This is a genomic window from Elusimicrobiota bacterium (genome assembly GCA_016182905.1).
Classification (GTDB): domain Bacteria; phylum Elusimicrobiota; class Elusimicrobia; order UBA1565; family UBA9628; genus GWA2-66-18.
Genome location: JACPFR010000030.1, coordinates 1 through 15,358, shown reverse-complemented (window position 1 = coordinate 15,358; position 15,358 = coordinate 1). Strand labels below are relative to the sequence as shown.

Genomic DNA, 15,358 nt, shown 5'->3' with positions numbered 1-15,358 from the left:
CTCGACGATGGCCTCGGCCTCGTCCTTGGTCGGCGCCGGGAGCTTGACCGCGTTGAAGCGGCGCGCCAGCGCGCCGTCCTTCTCGATCTTGCGGTACTCCTCCATCGTCGTGGCGCCGATCACCGAGATCGTGCCGTCGGCCAGCGCCTCCTTGAGGATGTTGGCCGCGTCCTGCGAGCCGGAGGCCCCGCCGGCGCCGACGAGCATGTGGATCTCGTCGATGAACAGGCGGACCTTGCCCTTCGAGGCGCGGGCCTCGTCGAGTATCTTGACCATGCGCTCCTCGAACTCGCCGCGGTACTTCGTGCCCGCGACGACCTTGGTCAGGTCGAGCTTGATGATGTTGACGCCCTCGAGCTCGGGGATCTCGCCGTCGACGATCATCTGCGCCAGGCCGTTGGCGATCGCGGTCTTGCCCACGCCCTTCTCGCCGATGATGAGGGGATTGTTCTTCTCCACGCGCAGGAGGGTCTTGACGATCTGGCGCAGCTCGGCCTTGCGGCCGATCATCGGGGGCAGCTTGCCCTCGACGGCGGCGCGCGTCACGTTCGAGCCGTAGGTGTTGAGCGCCTTGTACGAGTCGTCGTTCTTCTCGATGAGCGGGAACAGGGAGCGGCGGCGCTCGGCCAGCGGCGCCGGCTTGACGCCGTCGTCGGGCAGCGGCGCGCCCTTGTGGAACGCCTGGAAGAGGGCCCAGCCGGCGGCCGTGGCGGCGCCCTTGGGATCGGAGGCGGCCTTCTCGGAGAGGGCGAGCTGGCCGAAGGTCTCCGCGAGCCACGCCTGGTTGGCCGCGAGCAGCGGCGCCGGGTCGGCCTTGCCGACGGCGTAGAAGCGGCCCTTGAGCTGGCTCTGCAGGAGCGCGAGGTTCTCGCGCGTCGTCTTTACCACCGGGGTCACGGGCTTGGCGGCGAGGTTACGGTCGTACTCGGCGAGCGTGTCGTGCGTGAGCTCGATCGCGGCGTTCTTGTAGAGGACGGCCACCTCGGCGCGGGCCTCCTCGTCGCCGACGGCCGCGAGCAGGCGCAGCGCCTCGCCGAGGGAGGCCATGGCGCGCGCGCGGGAATTGACGCCCCGGTCGTTGAGCAGGTCGATGCCGTCGATCGTCTTGGAGTTGGCTTTGTCCATCATCGGGTCCTGCAGCCGCGAACTGTCGCGCTGCACGGCCTTGCTGAAGATGTAGACGCCGGCCGACAGGCGGACGAGCTGGCTCTCCTCCGCGAGCTTGTCGACCGCGAGCAGCCCCTGAGCGGCCGGGACGCCGGCGCCCGCGGCGAGCTGGCCGATCGTCGCGCGGTCGAGCGCCTCGCCGGGCTTGACGCCCGCGACGAGCGCGTCGCGCATCGCCTCGACCTGCGCGCGGGTCGGCTGGGCCGGCTCGAGCTCCGCCGAGGCGGCGGAGCGGCGCGGGGTCAGCGCGGAGGGCACGCCGGAGACCTCGCCGCCCGGGCGCTTCTGTTCGCCGCCCTCGAACGCGGCGGCGGCGGCGGACTTGGACGCGCCGGCGGAGAGCGCGGGGGCGTTCAAGGCCTTGGCCTGGATCGCGGCGCCCAGGAGCGCGGCCTTGGCGGCGACCGGCTCGCCCTTGGCCGGCGCGGCGGGCACGAGGCCGGAGGCCGGCTTGAGCGCGGCGGGCGCGAGGAGAGCCGCCGGCGTCAGGGCGCCGGGAGCGGCGAGAGGGGTGAGGGCGAGGCTCGCGGGAGACGCGGTCGCCGATAGACCGGGAGCGGCGGAGAGGCCGCCGAGCGCGGCGCCGGCGGCGCCGGGGACGCTCGTGCCGGCCGCCGTCGCTGCGACCTTGGTGAGAGCCTGCGCGAAGGCGTCGCGGCTTCCCGGAAGGGTGACGAGGAAAGCGGCGAGCAGGGCGCGCGACAGGACGGTCGAACGGCGGCGATTCATCGTTTTCATGTGTTTATTGTAGTCGCGGCGTGACGGGCGCGCGGGGGCCAATGGGGCCGGGGGGGCGGGGAAAAGGGCCCTATTATAGGAATGGGCCGAGTGCCTAGGCCGTTTAGGCCGTATGGGTCAATTCGCCGGGCGCGTAACGGAGGTAGTAGCGCAGCGCCGACGAGAGCTTGGACGGGGTCAGCTCGCTCTTGAGGAGGACGTGCTGGGCCCCGAAGCCGACCGCTTCTCCGGCCCGGCCCGCGACGCCGGGGCCCGCCAGCACGATCAGGGGCGTCTCGGGGAATCCGGCGTGAAGGCGCGTCAAAGCCTCGATCTCCACTTCGCCGAGGTCCTGAAGCCCGAGAAGGATGATCTCCGCGCCGGCGATGTCCGGGCGCTCGGCCGCGATCTCATCGGTGACGTCGACGGAGGCGTCACCCGACCGCGCCAGTTCCGAGATCCAGGCGACGTCTCCGGCGACCGGCTCGATGAGAGAGATCTTGATCGACCCGTCATTCATGGCGTTCATGCCGATAGCATAAGCGTTCCGCGCTGACATTCAAGCACCGCCTAGTCAGGATATGTCAGGGCTGGTCAGGCGGTCGCGGGGTCCGGCCGGTCGCGCGCGTAGTCGGCGTAATACCGGACCAGGGACGACAGCTTCGCGGGAGTCAGCTCGTCGTCGAGGATCGCGTGCTGCGCGCCGAGCCTCACCGCTTCTCCGGCCCGGGAGGCCGCTCCGGGATGCAGGAGCACGATCAAAGGGGCGTCCGGGAATCCGGCATGCAGGCGCGCGATGGCGTCCCTTTCCGGCTCGTCGAACCCGTGGAGCCCCAGGAGGATGATCTCCGCGCTCTCGAGGTGCGGGGTCTCGGCGGACATGGCGTCGGCGACCTCGGCGGGGATCCCGCCGGTCTTCACCAGCTCCTTGATCCGGGCGACGCCGCTCGCCTGCGGCTCGATCAGCGCGATCTTGATGATTCCCGCGGGACGCTCGCTCACGGCGGAAGGATAACCCGAAACCGCCGCCGGGCAAGTGGTTCTATGGCGGGTTCGTCAGTACTGTCGTATCATCCCCGGGTCACGCCGACGGCTTCGTCCGCTTCGCCGCCTTCTCCGGGACGATCGCGTCCGGGTAGATCTCGTCGTAGGTCTTCACGGCCTTGAGCTTGATGCCGTCGCGGACCTCCTTCGGGATGTCCTCGATGTCCTTGAGGTTGGCGAAGGGGAAGATCACCTCGGTGTAGCCCATGCGGTGCGCCGCCATGACCTTCTGCTTGAGGCCGCCGATCGGCAGGATGTCGCCGCGCATCGTGATCTCGCCGGTCATCGCCAGGCCGGGGGTGACGGAGCGTCCCGTGAGCGCGCTGATGATCGCCGTGACCATCAGGCCGCCGGCCGACGGGCCGTCCACCTTGCCCGCCGGGGTGATGTTGATGTCGATGTCGTGCTTCGTGAAGTCGAAGCCCTGGAGGCCGTACTTGGCCGCGTTCTGCTTGACGTACTTGAGCGCGTTCTTGGCCGAGTCCTCGATGTCGTCGCCGAACTGCTTGCGCAGGCGGAGCTGGCCGGTGCCGGGCTCCTTGCTCACCTCGACGTTGAGCGTGCTGCCGCCGTAGGTGTTGACCGCCAGGCCCGTGGCCACGCCGACGCCGTTCTGCGCGACGGCGCGGGGGCTGAAGCTCTCGACGCCGAGGTACTTCTCGACGTCCTTCTCGTCGACGATGCCGGGGGTCTTCTCGCCGCGGGTCTCCGTCCACGCCGAGATCTTGCGGAGTACGGACTCCACCTGCTGGCGCAGCTTGCGCACGCCGGCTTCCATCGTGTAGCCCTCGATGATGCGGCGGATGGCGTCCTTCGTGAGCGTCGCCTCCTCGGGCTTGAGGCCGGTCAGCGCGAGCTTCTGCGGGATGACGTGCCTCTCCGCGATCGCGATCTTCTCGAGCGTGGTGTAGCCGTCGAACTCGATGATCTCCATGCGGTCGCGCAGCGGCTCCGGGATGTTGGAGAGCTCGTTGGAGGTGACGACGAACAGCACCTCGGACAGGTCGTAAGGCACGTCCAGGTAGCGGTCGCGGTAGGTGTCGTTCTGCGCCGGGTCGAGGATCTCGAGCAGGGCCGCCGTCGGGTCGCCGGCGTTGCCGTTGCGGCCGATCTTGTCGACCTCGTCCATCAGCATGACGGGGTTGATCGTGCCGGCGTTCTTCATCTGGCGCATGATCTCGCCGGGCATGGAGCCCAGGTAGGTGCGGCCGTGGCCGCGCAGGACGGTCTCGTCGTGCACGCCGCCGAGCGAGAGGCGCACGAACTTGCGGCCGAGCGCCTCGGCGATGGCGCCCGCGATCGAGGTCTTGCCCACGCCGGGGGGCCCGGTGAAGGCGATGATCGCGCCCTTTTTGGAACCGGTCTTCTTTCTGAGAGCCAGGAACTCCAGGACGCGCTCCTTCACCTTCTCGAGGCCGAAGTGGTCCTTGTCGAGGACGGTCCGCGCCTGCGGGATGTTCAGGTTGTCCTCGGTGCGCGCGCTCCACGGCACGTCGAGCAGCCACTCGAGGTAGGTGCGCAGCTTCTGCGCCTCGGAGTCCTTCGGGTTCATCTGCGCGAGCTTGTTGAACTCCGCCGTCGCCGTCTCCTGGACGCCGGCCGGCATGCCGATGGCCGTCATCTTGGCCTTCAGCGTCTCGATCGACTTCAGGCTGTCGGCCGAGCTCATGCCGCCGCCGTCGGCGCCGGGCGCGGCGGGCTTGGCCTTCGCCGACTTCTCCTTGAAGTGGGCCGTCATCTCGAGGATGACCGCCTCCAGGCGGGCCTCGGTGGACGGCTCCGCGAGCAGGCGGACCTTGGTCTCGTCGGTGAACGGGAAGTTCTGCGCGATCAGGTTGGTCAGGCGCTCGGAGCTGCCCTCCATCAGGGCGTGCCTGATCAGGTCGGAGTCGACGGCCGGGTCGAGATGCGCGAGCTGCTCGAGGGTGTGCTGGGCGAGCGAGCCGAGCTCGGCGAGGCGCGCCTGGTCGCTCGGGACCGCCTTGGGGTAGGAGACCTTCGCGATGGAGACGCCGGCCTCCTCCTTGTAGCCGGTGATGGTCACGGTCCGCAGCACGGTCATCATCACGGAGGAGTTGGCCGGATCGGCGGTCTCGGGCTGGGAGAGCTTGACGAGCACGGCCGTCGGGCTGTGCCCCTGGGAGTCGGAGCCCAAGGTCGTGGCGATCATGTAGCCGCCGTTCTTCAGGGCCCTCGTCACCATCGCGACCTGGTCGGCGCCCCGGATCCCGAAGCGGATGGAGTTGACGCCGGGGAAGAAGACCTTTGTGAGCGCGATCACGGGCGCCTCGACGGGGGAGGGCTGCGGGACCAAGGCGCGGCTCCGGGGGATGCCCCCGTCGTCTTCGTCGTCCCCGGAGGCGCGGCGCCGGTTGCCGTCGAAGCGCTCGCCGGAGGCCGCGGCGGACCGGCCGCCGTCGTCCTTCTTCATCCCGCCGGCGGCGGCGAGCGCGGCCAGCGCGGAGGGCGTGGCCGCGGCGGCGGGCCTCGCCGCGGCGGCCACGGCCTTCGCGGCGGGGATGGACGCCTTGATGGCGGCGGACATCGGGACGGCGCTCAGGGCGGCCGGCGCCAGCGCGGCGGGCGCGGCGGCGGGCGCGATCGCGCCGGGAGCCGCCGGGGCGGAGAGGGAGAGGCTCATCGGGGTCAGCGTCGTGGAGAGGCCTGGGGCCGCGGCGAGGCCGGAGAGCGCCGAGCCGGCGGAGGCGGACGCGCCGGCGGCCGGCCCCGCGGTCCCGACCCGGCCGGAGACCTGGGCGAAGGCTTCGCGGCTTCCGGGGAGCGTGACGAGGAAGGCGGCGAGCAGCGCGCGCGACAGGATGGTCGAGGGCCGGCGGGGCATCGTTTTCATGCGATGATGGTAACAGTGACGGAGGGGGTCCGAAGGGGCCGACCGGCCCCAGGGGGACGGGGAAAGGCCCTAGTTCCGATTAGGCCTTAAGGTCGTTCCCCGGGCTTGGGTCGGATCGTTGCTCCCCGGTATATAAGGGAATCTCCCGGGAGGGCAGCGCCATGGAGACTCGGAGGAAACGCCTGTATTTTTTCTCGGCCGTCCTTGCCGTCCTGGCCGCCGGCGGCGCCTTTCGCGCCTATGTCCATCCGTCCCCGCGGCGCGTGGCCGCGCACACCGAGGGCTGGGACAACAAGCCCCGGACGGTCGTTCAGGTCATGATGGAGCGCTATGGCAGCCCCGACGTCCTTTCCCCGGGCGCGGTGACCTGGAGCGGGCGCGGCCCTTGGAAGCGCATCGTCGTGCGCGACCGCGCGTCCGGCCGCTTCCTGGAGCAAACGGTCGGCTACTGGGTCCCGCTCGCGGCGATCGCGCCGTTGAGCGAGTTCGGACGCGGCGTGCGCGCCGATTTCTCCGCCGACGAGCTGACCGCCGCGAGCGAGGACGAGGCGCTGAACCGCCTGGCCCTCAACGTGGCCCATGACATCGCCGCCGGCCGGCGCGACGCCAAGGACGCGGCGCGATTCTACGACAGGACGGTCCGGCTCGCGGCGGCCGGCAAGGGGTCGGTGTACCTGACGAACCTCCTGTTCAAGCCGTACGCCCCGGAGCCGGGGAGCAGGCGGAGAAGGGGGGTCGGGTATTACTAGACCGCGGACGGCTTAGGCGAGCGGTCGTTCCAGTCCACGTCCTTGAACCGGCGGTGCGCCCACAGGGCCTGGCCGGGCACCGCGCGCATCCACCGCTCGACGCGGTCCGCGAGCCTCTGGTTGTCGGCCTTGTCGTCGTCGGTGAGCTCGATCTCGGGCTCGATGACGATCCGCACGCGCCCGTCGGCCTCGCGCGTGGGCAGCACGGGCAGGATGGCCGCGCCGGTGCGGCGCGCGAGCGGCGCGATGGCGGCCAAGGTCCAGGCCTTGACCCCGAACAGCCGCATCGGCTCGCCCATCGGCGCCGACATGTACTGATCCATCACGAAGACGACGCCGCCGTTGTCGCGCAGGGCCTTCATCACCGTCGGGATGGTGCGCGGCTGATAGGTCGCGCGCACGCCGACCGAGAGCCGGACCTTCTCCATCCAGTCGTGGAGCCACGCGGGCTTCAGCCGCCGGGTCACGATGGTGACCGGCATGTCCTTGATCGCGCCGATCGACGCCGCGAACTCCCAGTTCGCGATGTGCGAGCCCAGGAACAGCACGCCCTTGCCCTTCGCCTTGGCCTTCTCCCAGTTCTCGTAGCCCTCGATCTCGACGTTGCGCTGGACGTACGCGCGGAAGTGGCCCGGGATGGGGGAGAACATGTGCGCGAGCTCGAGCACCATGCGGCCGTAATGCTCGTAGTTCTCCTTCAGCAGAGCCCGGCGGCGCTCCTCGCTCAGCTCGGGGAAGCAGCGCGCGAGGTTCTCGCGCGCGACGCGGACGTGGCGCGTGTTGAAGAGCAGCGCGATCCGTCCCAGGAACGCGCCGAGCGCCATCTCCCGCGGCCGCGGCAGGACCGAGACAAGCAGGCCCGTTCCGTGCAGCGGCACGCGCAGGAGCAGCGCGAGGACCGGGTTCAGTTGAAGACGCCCCGGCGCGGCAAGGTCGGGAGCACCGCGCGCGCGATGGCCGGCACGAACTCCGGCCGGAGCAGCCTTGGATCGTAGGGCGCCAGGCGCCGCTCGTTCTCGCGCAGGCACAGCTCGACGAACTCCCGGGGGGAGACGTCCCCGAACTGGGCGTGGGCGTTCATCGTGAAGTTGTCCTGGCCGCCCTCGGCCTCGCCCTTGATCTTCAGCGCGGTCTTGAGCCGGCTCACCGCCTGCAGCCACATCGCCAGCCCGCGCTTGAACACGTACCGCGGCCGTCCGGCGTAGGGCAGCTGGGCCTGGTTGTAGGCGACCCAGTTCACGTGGAAGATGATGTGGCGGCCCTCCTCCTGCATGATCGGCTCGAACAGCTCGACGAGCGGCGGCGGGAAGAAACCCGAGTCGCGCGCGAGCGCGAACAGGCCGAAGGCGAAGAACGAGTCGAAGCACTCCCCGTAGCCGATGCGCATGAACGCCCAGTCGGGGTCGGCGGGCGCGGCGGGGTCGAACTTCGGGACCGGGATCCGGTACCTCGCGGTCAGGAGCTTCAGTATCTCGGCGTGGCGCTGCTCCTCGTAGCCCTGCAAGGTGATCGCCTTCGAGAGCGTCGGGTCCTTCTCGGCGGCTCCCATCGTCAGCACGGCCAAGGCGGTCTCCGCCTCGGTGCGCACGGCCTCCTCCCAGATGGGCAGGGCCCTCAGCCTCGCGACCACGGCGTCGTCCAGGGCGGGCCACTCGAGGTCCTCGGGCTTGTAGGGATCGTGGCTCTCCGTGAAGAACGAGCACAGCAGCTCCTTGTGCTCGGGGGAGCCGACGACCATGGGGCGGACGATATCAGCGTTCATGGGGTCTCCGACGGAGATTCTACAAAATTGTATGCTTCCCTCATGAGACACCTCCGATCCCTGTGCCTGCTCCTCGCCGCCGCGGCGCTCTCCTCCTGCGGCCTCGTCTACACCGACATCAAGGTGCCCCGCGGCTACCGCACCTCCGCCCCGTCCGAGGTCAAGTCCTCCCCGGACGATCCGCTCGTCGTCGGCAAGTCGTGCAACCGGTCGGCGGTCTTCCTGTTCGCCTGGGGCGACGCCTCGTACGCGGCCGCGGTCAAGGACGCGCTCGGCGCGAAGGAGGGCATCCTCTACGACGTGCGCGCCGACATCAAGGTGAACGCCTACCTCCTCGGACTCTACGCGAAGTGGTGCACGGTGGTGACCGGACGGGTCGCCAAGCTTTGAAGACGGCGCTGCTCGCCGTCCTGCTCCTCGGCCTCGCGCCGTTCGCCTCGGCGACGGGCGAGGGCGACCAGGAGGACGCGGTCCCCGGGCTGATCCCGGCGGGCGGCATCATGCTCTTCTACCAGTCCGAGGGGCCGCTCTCCTTCGTCACGATGACGCCCAAGGACCGCCCCGCCGGCGCCCGCGAGCTCGGCACGGTCAAGGGCGTCTCCTGCCAGCACGGCCTGTCGATCCCGCTCGCGGCACAGCTCAACGCGACGAGCGTCTCCGGCGGCTACGGCGACGGCAGCTTCCAGAAGGCCCTTCAGAACATCAAGAAAGAGTCTCCCGACATGATCGGGCTCTACGACGTGCGCGCCGACCTGCGCGTCTTCAGCATCCTCGGCATCTACCGCAAGCTCTGCACCGAGGTCACCGCCCGCGCCTTCGCCGCCGCGCCCTAGCCCTTCGGGGCGAGCATCCGGGCGATCATCGTCGCACTCGTCCATGCGCTGCGCCCGGCGGCCCCGGCGATCGTCTCGTCCGCCGGCTCGAGCCTCGCCTTTCCCGAGATCGCACGGCCCAGCCACAGGCCGATCGCCTTCACCAGCGTCGCGTCGGGCTGCCCGGCCAGGTCCGCGAACGACGGGATCTCCTGCGGCTTGAGGGAAGACCGATCGCGCTGAAGCAGCGAGCACGAAAGCGTCTGGACGGGCGGCAGCAGCCGGTCCCGCACCGAGGGGGGGAGCGCGAGCGCGACGCCGCCGTGCAGCTCGCTCGCGCCGGCGCCCTTGGTCCTTCGCTCCATCAGGATCAGGGCCGCGACGATGATCGCCGCCTGCAGCAAGGTCACCCGGGCGACGTCGGGCGGGTAGGCCCGCAGCTCCGGGTACTTCGCGTCCGCGAAATCGTAGAACGAGCCGGCGTACTTGAACGCGCGCGCGGTGATGATTCCGCCGGGCGTGTCCTTCACGTCGGGGCGACGGCCTTGCTCGGACATGTTCTGTTCCTCGTGATCCTCTTTAACGGTTCACCCATCGGCATGACTCATGGCCGTGCCGGTACTTCGTAGCGAAGCTCTTCATCAAAGAAAGCGCGCGTCGGGCACAAGCGCATGGTCATGCGCGGACGGCGTCATTCGTAGCGGGTCCAAAGCCGGATGACTTTTACGGTTTTGATCTCCGGAAACGGTCCTCCAGGAGGTTAGGCTCCGTGAGGCCGAAGTTCTTTCGCAATTCGCTCTGACAAGAACATCTTTAGGAGTGACTGATAGGGCACATCCCGTTTGTTTGCCAGAAGACGCAGCTCTTCAATCATTGATTCAGGAAGACGCAGAGAAATGGACTTAAGAGAGGGCCGCAGATTGGGGAAAATGACGTTCCTTCCCTTCTTCCAATCCACATAGTCCGCCGAATCGTGCGAGGCCCAAAAAGCCCGCTCGTCCGCCTCACTCTTAAACTTCGGGATCTTATTCTTCATGATTCTTGTAGACCTCCTTCTCCGCGCGGCTCATGTCGCGAGCTGAGATGACCCGGACCAGGTGCTTCCGTGTGGTAAAAACGAGAAAAAGAAGACGTGCTGCATCGGTGCGACCGAGCACGTAAAAACGGGGTTCTGTATGCGAGTGCGCCTCGTCAGGGGCTACGACGACCGGCTGGTTGAAAAAAATCTGCTCGCACTCAAACGGGCTGACCTTGTGCTTGCGCCAGATTTTATCGGTGTTCTCCTTGTCCCATTCGAATCCGAGGTGTCTGGAGAAGTCCGTTTCGCCCACGAAGTAAGTATACTATGGATATATACATATGTCAAGGTGGAGGCGGCCGTTGTCGGGGCGTAAGGCGATGGGTCCCATGCTCATCATGAGAATGCCCCCCGGAAAAGTTCCCTGCTCCGTTACTCCGCGTCCATTGCCCTCCGGCCCGCCTTGCGCTAGTCTGGAGCGGACATCAGGAGAAAGGAGGGATCACCCATGCGGACTTTGCTGAAGGTCACGATGCCGGTCGAGACGGGCAACCGGGCGATCAACGACGGGTCGCTGCCGAAGACGGTGCAGGCCCTGATCGAGAGGAACAAGCCCGAGGCGTCGTATTTCTACGCCGAGGACGGCAGGCGCACGATGCTGTTCGTCCTGGACATGAAGGACGCCTCGGAGATCCCCGAGCTCGCCGAGCCGCTGTTCATGGCCCTGAACGCCGAGGTCCGGCTCTACCCGGTGATGAACGCCGCCGACCTCAAGACGGGGCTGGAGAAGTTCGCCGGGCGCAAGCACGGCCGGGTCTCGGTCGAGGTCTAGACGCTAAGAGGATTTCCGCCGACGCGTCTGTGCCGGGCCGCTCGCGGCCCGGCCTAGTCCTTGCGCAGCATGCGCTGAAGCCAGCCGACGAGGCCGCCGCGGTGCAGGGCGCAGTCGCTGCGCGGCTCGGTGCCGACGAGGAACAGCTCGGCGTGCTTGCCGGGGCAGCCGGAGCGGGCGACCATGCCCGAGGCGGGGCAGACGACGACCTCGACGACGGACTCGGGGCGCGTGAACTCCGCGCCCGGGCGGTCGGCGGAGGCTTCCTTCATGAAGGAGGCCCATAGCGGGAGCGCGTCCTTGGCCCCGGTGAGGCGCAGCGCGCGGTTCTGGTCGTCGCCGACCCAGACGCCGGCGAGCAGCGACGAGGTGTAGCCGACGAACCAGGCGTCGCGGCCGTCGTTGGTCGTGCCGGTCTTGCCCGCGACGGGGAAGGTCACGCCCATGGCCTTCAGGCTCCGGGCGGTGCCCTCCTTGGCGACGCTCTCGAGCATCGAGTTCATCAGGAAGGCGGTGGCCGGGTCGAGGGCGATCGAGATCTCGGGCGGCGGCGCCTCGAAGACGACGCCGTCGGAGTCCACGACCGAGGTGACGAGGCGCGGGGTCGGACGGATGCCGCCGTGGGCGAAGGGCTCGTAGGCGGCGACGAGCTCGAGCAGGCCGACCTCCGACGCGCCGAGGGCGAGGCCGAGGTCGTCGCGCATGGGGCTGGTGATGCCGCAGTTCCGGGCCGTTTCCTGGATGCGCTTGAGGCCGACGCGCTCGGCGAGGTCGAGGGTGGCGGCGTTGAGGGACTTGGCCAGGGCCTGGCGCATCGTCGCGGTGCCGTAGTAGACGCCCTCGTAGTTCGAGGGGGACCAGCCTTTCCCGGCGCCGGGCCACGTCTTGGGCTTGTCGCGCAGGACGGTCGCCGGGGTCAGGTTGGCCTGGAGGGCGGCGGCGAAGACGAAGGGCTTGAAGGCGGAGCCGGGCTGGCGCAGGGCCTGGGTGGCGCGGTTGAACTGGCTCTCGCTGAAGCTGCGGCCGCCGGTGAGGGCCAGGACGGAGCCGTCGCGCGGGTCGATGACCGCGAGCGCGGCCTGGTGCTTCGCGGGGGAGAGGGTCTTGCGCGCGAGGGATTGGAGGAGCGGGTCCATCGCGGTGTGGATGGAGAGGCCGTGGCGGTACAGCGAGTCGCCGCCGTAACGCGGCAGGAGCTGGCGCACGACCTCGGCGGCGTAGTAGGCGGAGTCGCGCCGGTCTTCTTGAGAATCGCTGCGCTTCAGCGCAAGCGGCTCGGCGAGGGCGGCGGCGAGCGCGCTCGGGCCGATCATGCCCTCTTCCTTCATGCGGCGCAGGACGTGGTCGCGGCGGGACTTGGCGGCGGCGGGGTCGCGGAAGGGGTTGTAGACGCCGGGGCCGCGGATGACGCCGGCGATCAGGGCCGACTCGGTCAAGGTGAGGTCGGAGACCTCCTTGGAGAAGTAGTGCCGCGCGGCGGAGCGCACGCCCATCACGCTCGCGGGGCCGTCCTGGCCGAGGTAGATGTGGTTGAGGTACAGCGTCAGGATGCGCTGCTTGTCGAGGCGCAGCTCGAGGTACAGCGAGAGGGCGGCCTCGGCGAGCTTGCGGCGGAAGGTGCGGCGCGGGGAGAGGAAGAGGTTCTTGGAGAGCTGCTGCGTGATGGTGCTGGCGCCCTGCAGCTCGCGGCGGCGCAGGTTGGCCAGGGCCGCGCGGGCGACCGCGCGCGGGTCGAGGCCGTGGTGGGTCCAGAAGCGCTTGTCCTCGGTGGCGACGACGGCGTCGCGCAGCGAGGGGGGGATCTGCTCCCAGGCGGCGGGCTCGCGGCGCTCGGACTTCTCGCCGGCGAGCTCGACGACGAGCTCGGGCTCCAGGCGGATCTCGCCCACCGTCCCGCCGAGGCCGTCGAAGACGTTCCACTCGCCCTCGTCCGAGCGGCGCAGGAAGTAGACGCCCTCGGCCTGCTCGGAGCCGGGGATGCGGTGGCCGCGCAGGTAGACGGCGAGCTCGGGCGGGGTCCAGCGGTACTCGCCCTTGAGCGGCGTCTCGCTCGTGCGCCGGTAGCCGAGGCGGTCGAGGCGCTCGATGAGGCGCTGCGCCTCGCCGCGCGCGGCGTCCTTGACGACGAACGGGGCCGACCAGATTCGGGTGGAGAAGCTCACGCCCAGGCCGCCGACGACGAGGGAGGACAGCTTGCGCTCGGCCTGGGCCGCGAGCCACAGCGAGCCGAGGGCCGTCAGGCCGAGGAGGGCCGACGCGGCCCAAAGCCAGGCGGGACCGAAGGGGCGCCGGCCGCGCGGCATTATCAGAAGCGGACGCCGAAGCCGGCGTGATGCGTCTGACCCAGGGAGCGTTTCTCGGCCATCGCGTAGTCGAGCGAGAACCGGCCTTCGCGCATGCCGACGCCGAAGGTCAGGCGCGCGTGGTCGGAGTTGAGGCGCCAGCCGGCGCGCAGGGCGATCGAGGTGGAGGCGCCGAAGTCCATCGCGAGCTCGGAGCCGAGGGCCCCGATGAGCGCCTCGTCGCGGACCTTGACCGCCTCGGCCGCGGCGAGGAAGCGGGTGGCGGTGAGCGGGCCGCGCAGCTCGGGGTCGCCGCCGGCGGGCGCCGGCCGCGACTGCCAGGACCAGGACGCGCCGCCCCGCGTCGTGAGCGGCAGGGGGTCGCGGTCGACCTCGAACTTCACGCCCGGGCCGGCGTTCTGGAGGGCGGCCCCGAGGACCAGGCCCTGGAGCGGGGTCCGCCATTGCGCGCCGACGTCGCCGGCGGCGCCCGAGGCTTTCGCCTCCTGCGCCAGCTCGAAGCGGAAGAACTTCCCGGCCGCGCCGACCGAGAGGCCGCCGGGAAGCGGCAGGCCCCAGGCGAGATGGCCGACGAAATCGCGCGCCGCGGTCCGCGTCTCGGTGCGGCCGCCGGCGAAATGCAGGTCCACCTTGCCGGCGTCGTAGTACGAGAGGCCGGCGGCCAAGGCGCCCAGCGGCAGCGGCTGCGCCCAGCCGAGGAAGCCGAAGGTGTCGTCGAGCACGCCGCTGGTGAAGGTCGTGTCGAGCTGCGGGCGGCGGGCGGCCGCGAGGCCCGCGGGGTTGGTGCTCAGCGAGGACAGGCCGCCGGGCACGGCCGCGTAGGCGTCGGCCATCGCCGCGGAGCGCGTCGACAGGGAGCGGCGCAAAGTGGGCGAGCCGGCCGCTCCCGCCGGGGAGGCGAGGGCCAGGGCCAGGGGGACGGCGAGAAGGAGGCGCGGGGTCATCGGATCACGACGATCTTGCTCTTGATCGCGATCTTCGGCCCGTTGACGGCGACGAAGTAGAGGCCGCTGGGGACCGTCGCCCCGGACGCGTTCTTGCCGTCCCAGGCGAAGCCGAAGGAGCCCTCGGCGTGCTCGTCGTCGAACAAGGTCCGGATCGGGCGGCCCTCGGAGTCGTGGATGCGGACCGTGGTGCGTCCCGCGTTGAAGGTCGTGATGTCGATCAAGGTGGAGCCGCCGTTGCGCGGGCGCAGGAGGTTGTCGGTCAGGGCCACGGTCCCCGGCGCGAAGTCGATGAGCAGGGCCGCGGTCTTCGTGGCCGGCACGCCGTCGGCGTTGGTCACTGTCAGGTCCCAGAGACCGAGCTCCTGGCCCTGCGTCGCGAAGGTGGCCGTCAGGGCCTGATCGTCCGTCCGGGCCACGCCCGTGCCGGCGATCGTGACCGCCCCCTTGGTGATGGACGCCCCGAACAGGCCTCCGGCGGCGGAGAAGATCTCCCCGGAGACGGTCACCGGGATCGCGCTCGCGCTGCGGTACACCGTCGCGGGCGTCACCGCGGCGGGATCGGGCGCGCCGGTCAGCGCCGAGCGGACGTCGCCCGTCGAGTTGAACGCCTCGTAGTAGGAGTAATACAGCCGCCAGCGGAAGCTGTCGGTGGAGCGGACGGGGACGGGGAAGGACATGGCGCCGGTGACGACGGGCGTCGAGAGGCGCACGCCGGTCTCCGCCGTGAAGGCGGCGCCGGAGACGTCGTCCGACAGCGCGCTCAGGATCACCGTCGCGCTCGAGCCGGCGCTCGGGGGCTGGGAGTAGAACAGGCGGATCCTGCCGTTGGTCAGCTTGGCGACGCCGGACTCGTAGGCGGTCGTGGACAGGACGATGGAGGAGGCGCCCCAGGTGGCACCCTGGTCGGTGGAGAGGGCGGTGAAGATCCGCCGGTCGGGGAGGTCGTCGCCGCCGTTGAAGTCGCGCGTGTAGTACAGCCTCCAGTCCCCGGAGGTGAGGACGGCGAGGCGCGGCACGCCGACGTAGGTGTTCGAGCCGTTGACTGCCTCGGCCGTCTCGTTGGCCCAGCCCAGGCCGTCGGCCGAGGTCGCGCTGTGGATGCGGAAGGAGCCCGTCGTGGAGACGATCGAGTACAGCATGCGAAAGCCCCCGCCCG

16 protein-coding genes are annotated in these 15,358 nt (G+C 69.9%); 4 read left to right on the top strand and 12 right to left on the bottom strand.

Annotated elements, in window-relative coordinates:
• The 4 genes from HYV14_11100 to lon form a co-directional block, all read right to left on the bottom strand.
• On the bottom strand, positions 1-1,905 hold a 1,905-nt coding region (locus HYV14_11100), incomplete at its 3' end, for an ATP-dependent Clp protease ATP-binding subunit (protein MBI2386548.1).
• Between the two features lie 103 nt (positions 1,906-2,008).
• Positions 2,009-2,413, bottom strand: a complete 405-nt coding sequence (locus tag HYV14_11095) for a response regulator transcription factor (GenBank protein ID MBI2386547.1) — start codon at positions 2,411-2,413, stop codon at positions 2,009-2,011.
• A 65-nt stretch (positions 2,414-2,478) separates the two neighbouring features.
• On the bottom strand, positions 2,479-2,886 hold the full coding sequence (locus tag HYV14_11090; protein ID MBI2386546.1) for a hypothetical protein: 408 nt from the start codon (positions 2,884-2,886) through the stop codon (positions 2,479-2,481).
• A gap of 79 nt (positions 2,887-2,965) precedes the next feature.
• Positions 2,966-5,779 carry an endopeptidase La gene (gene lon / locus HYV14_11085; GenBank protein MBI2386545.1) on the bottom strand — a complete coding sequence of 938 codons (2,814 nt, stop codon included), beginning with the start codon at positions 5,777-5,779 and terminating at the stop codon, positions 2,966-2,968.
• A 161-nt stretch (positions 5,780-5,940) separates the two neighbouring features.
• Here lon and HYV14_11080 point away from each other — a divergent pair, with 161 nt between their 5' ends.
• A complete protein-coding gene (locus tag HYV14_11080) occupies positions 5,941-6,528 on the top strand; it encodes a hypothetical protein (protein MBI2386544.1) in 588 nt (195 codons plus the stop codon).
• On the opposite strand, the gene HYV14_11075 is transcribed toward HYV14_11080, so the two are convergent.
• Both HYV14_11075 and HYV14_11070 read right to left on the bottom strand, forming a co-directional pair.
• Positions 6,525-7,406, bottom strand: a complete 882-nt coding sequence (locus tag HYV14_11075; GenBank protein MBI2386543.1) for a lysophospholipid acyltransferase family protein — start codon at positions 7,404-7,406, stop codon at positions 6,525-6,527. The two genes, HYV14_11080 and HYV14_11075, sit on opposite strands and share 4 nt — an antisense overlap.
• A gap of 26 nt (positions 7,407-7,432) precedes the next feature.
• On the bottom strand, positions 7,433-8,290 hold the full coding sequence (locus HYV14_11070) for a ferritin-like domain-containing protein (protein MBI2386542.1): 858 nt from the start codon (positions 8,288-8,290) through the stop codon (positions 7,433-7,435).
• A 42-nt stretch (positions 8,291-8,332) separates the two neighbouring features.
• On the opposite strand from HYV14_11070, the gene HYV14_11065 reads away from it, so the two are divergent.
• Both HYV14_11065 and HYV14_11060 read left to right on the top strand, forming a co-directional pair.
• Positions 8,333-8,680, top strand: coding sequence for a hypothetical protein (locus HYV14_11065; protein ID MBI2386541.1), 348 nt, complete (start codon positions 8,333-8,335; stop codon positions 8,678-8,680).
• Complete coding sequence (locus HYV14_11060; GenBank protein ID MBI2386540.1) at positions 8,677-9,123, top strand: hypothetical protein; 447 nt, start codon at positions 8,677-8,679, stop codon at positions 9,121-9,123. Before HYV14_11065 ends, HYV14_11060 begins: the two co-directional genes overlap by 4 nt.
• On the opposite strand, the gene HYV14_11055 is transcribed toward HYV14_11060, so the two are convergent.
• From HYV14_11055 to HYV14_11045, 3 genes are all read right to left on the bottom strand, one after another.
• Positions 9,120-9,659, bottom strand: coding sequence for a hypothetical protein (locus HYV14_11055; GenBank protein MBI2386539.1), 540 nt, complete (start codon positions 9,657-9,659; stop codon positions 9,120-9,122). The genes HYV14_11060 and HYV14_11055 overlap by 4 nt on opposite strands.
• Positions 9,660-9,862: 203 nt before the next feature.
• Positions 9,863-10,138, bottom strand: coding sequence for a BrnA antitoxin family protein (locus HYV14_11050; protein ID MBI2386538.1), 276 nt, complete (start codon positions 10,136-10,138; stop codon positions 9,863-9,865).
• The gene (locus HYV14_11045; GenBank protein MBI2386537.1) at positions 10,128-10,433 is read right to left on the bottom strand and encodes a BrnT family toxin; all 306 of its coding nucleotides are present in this window, start codon (positions 10,431-10,433) and stop codon (positions 10,128-10,130) included. Before HYV14_11045 ends, HYV14_11050 begins: the two co-directional genes overlap by 11 nt.
• Positions 10,434-10,628: 195 nt before the next feature.
• Here HYV14_11045 and HYV14_11040 point away from each other — a divergent pair, with 195 nt between their 5' ends.
• Positions 10,629-10,952, top strand: a complete 324-nt coding sequence (locus tag HYV14_11040) for a hypothetical protein (GenBank protein ID MBI2386536.1) — start codon at positions 10,629-10,631, stop codon at positions 10,950-10,952.
• Between the two features lie 53 nt (positions 10,953-11,005).
• Here the strand turns inward: HYV14_11040 and HYV14_11035 are convergent, their stop codons facing one another.
• The 3 genes from HYV14_11035 to HYV14_11025 are packed head-to-tail and all read right to left on the bottom strand — an operon-like array spanning position 11,006 to position 15,341.
• Complete coding sequence (locus tag HYV14_11035) at positions 11,006-13,255, bottom strand: PBP1A family penicillin-binding protein (protein ID MBI2386535.1); 2,250 nt, start codon at positions 13,253-13,255, stop codon at positions 11,006-11,008.
• Between the two features lie 2 nt (positions 13,256-13,257).
• Complete coding sequence (locus tag HYV14_11030; protein ID MBI2386534.1) at positions 13,258-14,199, bottom strand: PorV/PorQ family protein; 942 nt, start codon at positions 14,197-14,199, stop codon at positions 13,258-13,260.
• Positions 14,196-15,341 (bottom strand): hypothetical protein, encoded by a 1,146-nt coding sequence (locus tag HYV14_11025; protein MBI2386533.1) that lies wholly within the window; start codon positions 15,339-15,341, stop codon positions 14,196-14,198. Before HYV14_11025 ends, HYV14_11030 begins: the two co-directional genes overlap by 4 nt.
• Positions 15,342-15,358 lie beyond the last annotated feature (17 nt).

Excerpts from the sequence above, each read along its gene's own strand:
- HYV14_11095 (MBI2386547.1), bottom strand. The coding sequence starts at position 2,413 with ATGAACGCCATGAATGACGGGTCGATCAAGATCTCTCTCATCGAGCCG.
- lon (MBI2386545.1), bottom strand. The coding sequence starts at position 5,779 with ATGAAAACGATGCCCCGCCGGCCCTCGACCATCCTGTCGCGCGCGCTG.
- HYV14_11080 (MBI2386544.1), top strand. The coding sequence starts at position 5,941 with ATGGAGACTCGGAGGAAACGCCTGTATTTTTTCTCGGCCGTCCTTGCC.
- HYV14_11070 (MBI2386542.1), bottom strand. The coding sequence starts at position 8,290 with ATGAACGCTGATATCGTCCGCCCCATGGTCGTCGGCTCCCCCGAGCAC.
- HYV14_11065 (MBI2386541.1), top strand. The coding sequence starts at position 8,333 with ATGAGACACCTCCGATCCCTGTGCCTGCTCCTCGCCGCCGCGGCGCTC.
- HYV14_11055 (MBI2386539.1), bottom strand. The coding sequence starts at position 9,659 with ATGTCCGAGCAAGGCCGTCGCCCCGACGTGAAGGACACGCCCGGCGGA.
- HYV14_11050 (MBI2386538.1), bottom strand. The coding sequence starts at position 10,138 with ATGAAGAATAAGATCCCGAAGTTTAAGAGTGAGGCGGACGAGCGGGCT.
- HYV14_11040 (MBI2386536.1), top strand. The coding sequence starts at position 10,629 with ATGCGGACTTTGCTGAAGGTCACGATGCCGGTCGAGACGGGCAACCGG.
- HYV14_11035 (MBI2386535.1), bottom strand. The coding sequence starts at position 13,255 with ATGCCGCGCGGCCGGCGCCCCTTCGGTCCCGCCTGGCTTTGGGCCGCG.
- HYV14_11030 (MBI2386534.1), bottom strand. The coding sequence starts at position 14,199 with ATGACCCCGCGCCTCCTTCTCGCCGTCCCCCTGGCCCTGGCCCTCGCC.
- HYV14_11025 (MBI2386533.1), bottom strand. The coding sequence starts at position 15,341 with ATGCTGTACTCGATCGTCTCCACGACGGGCTCCTTCCGCATCCACAGC.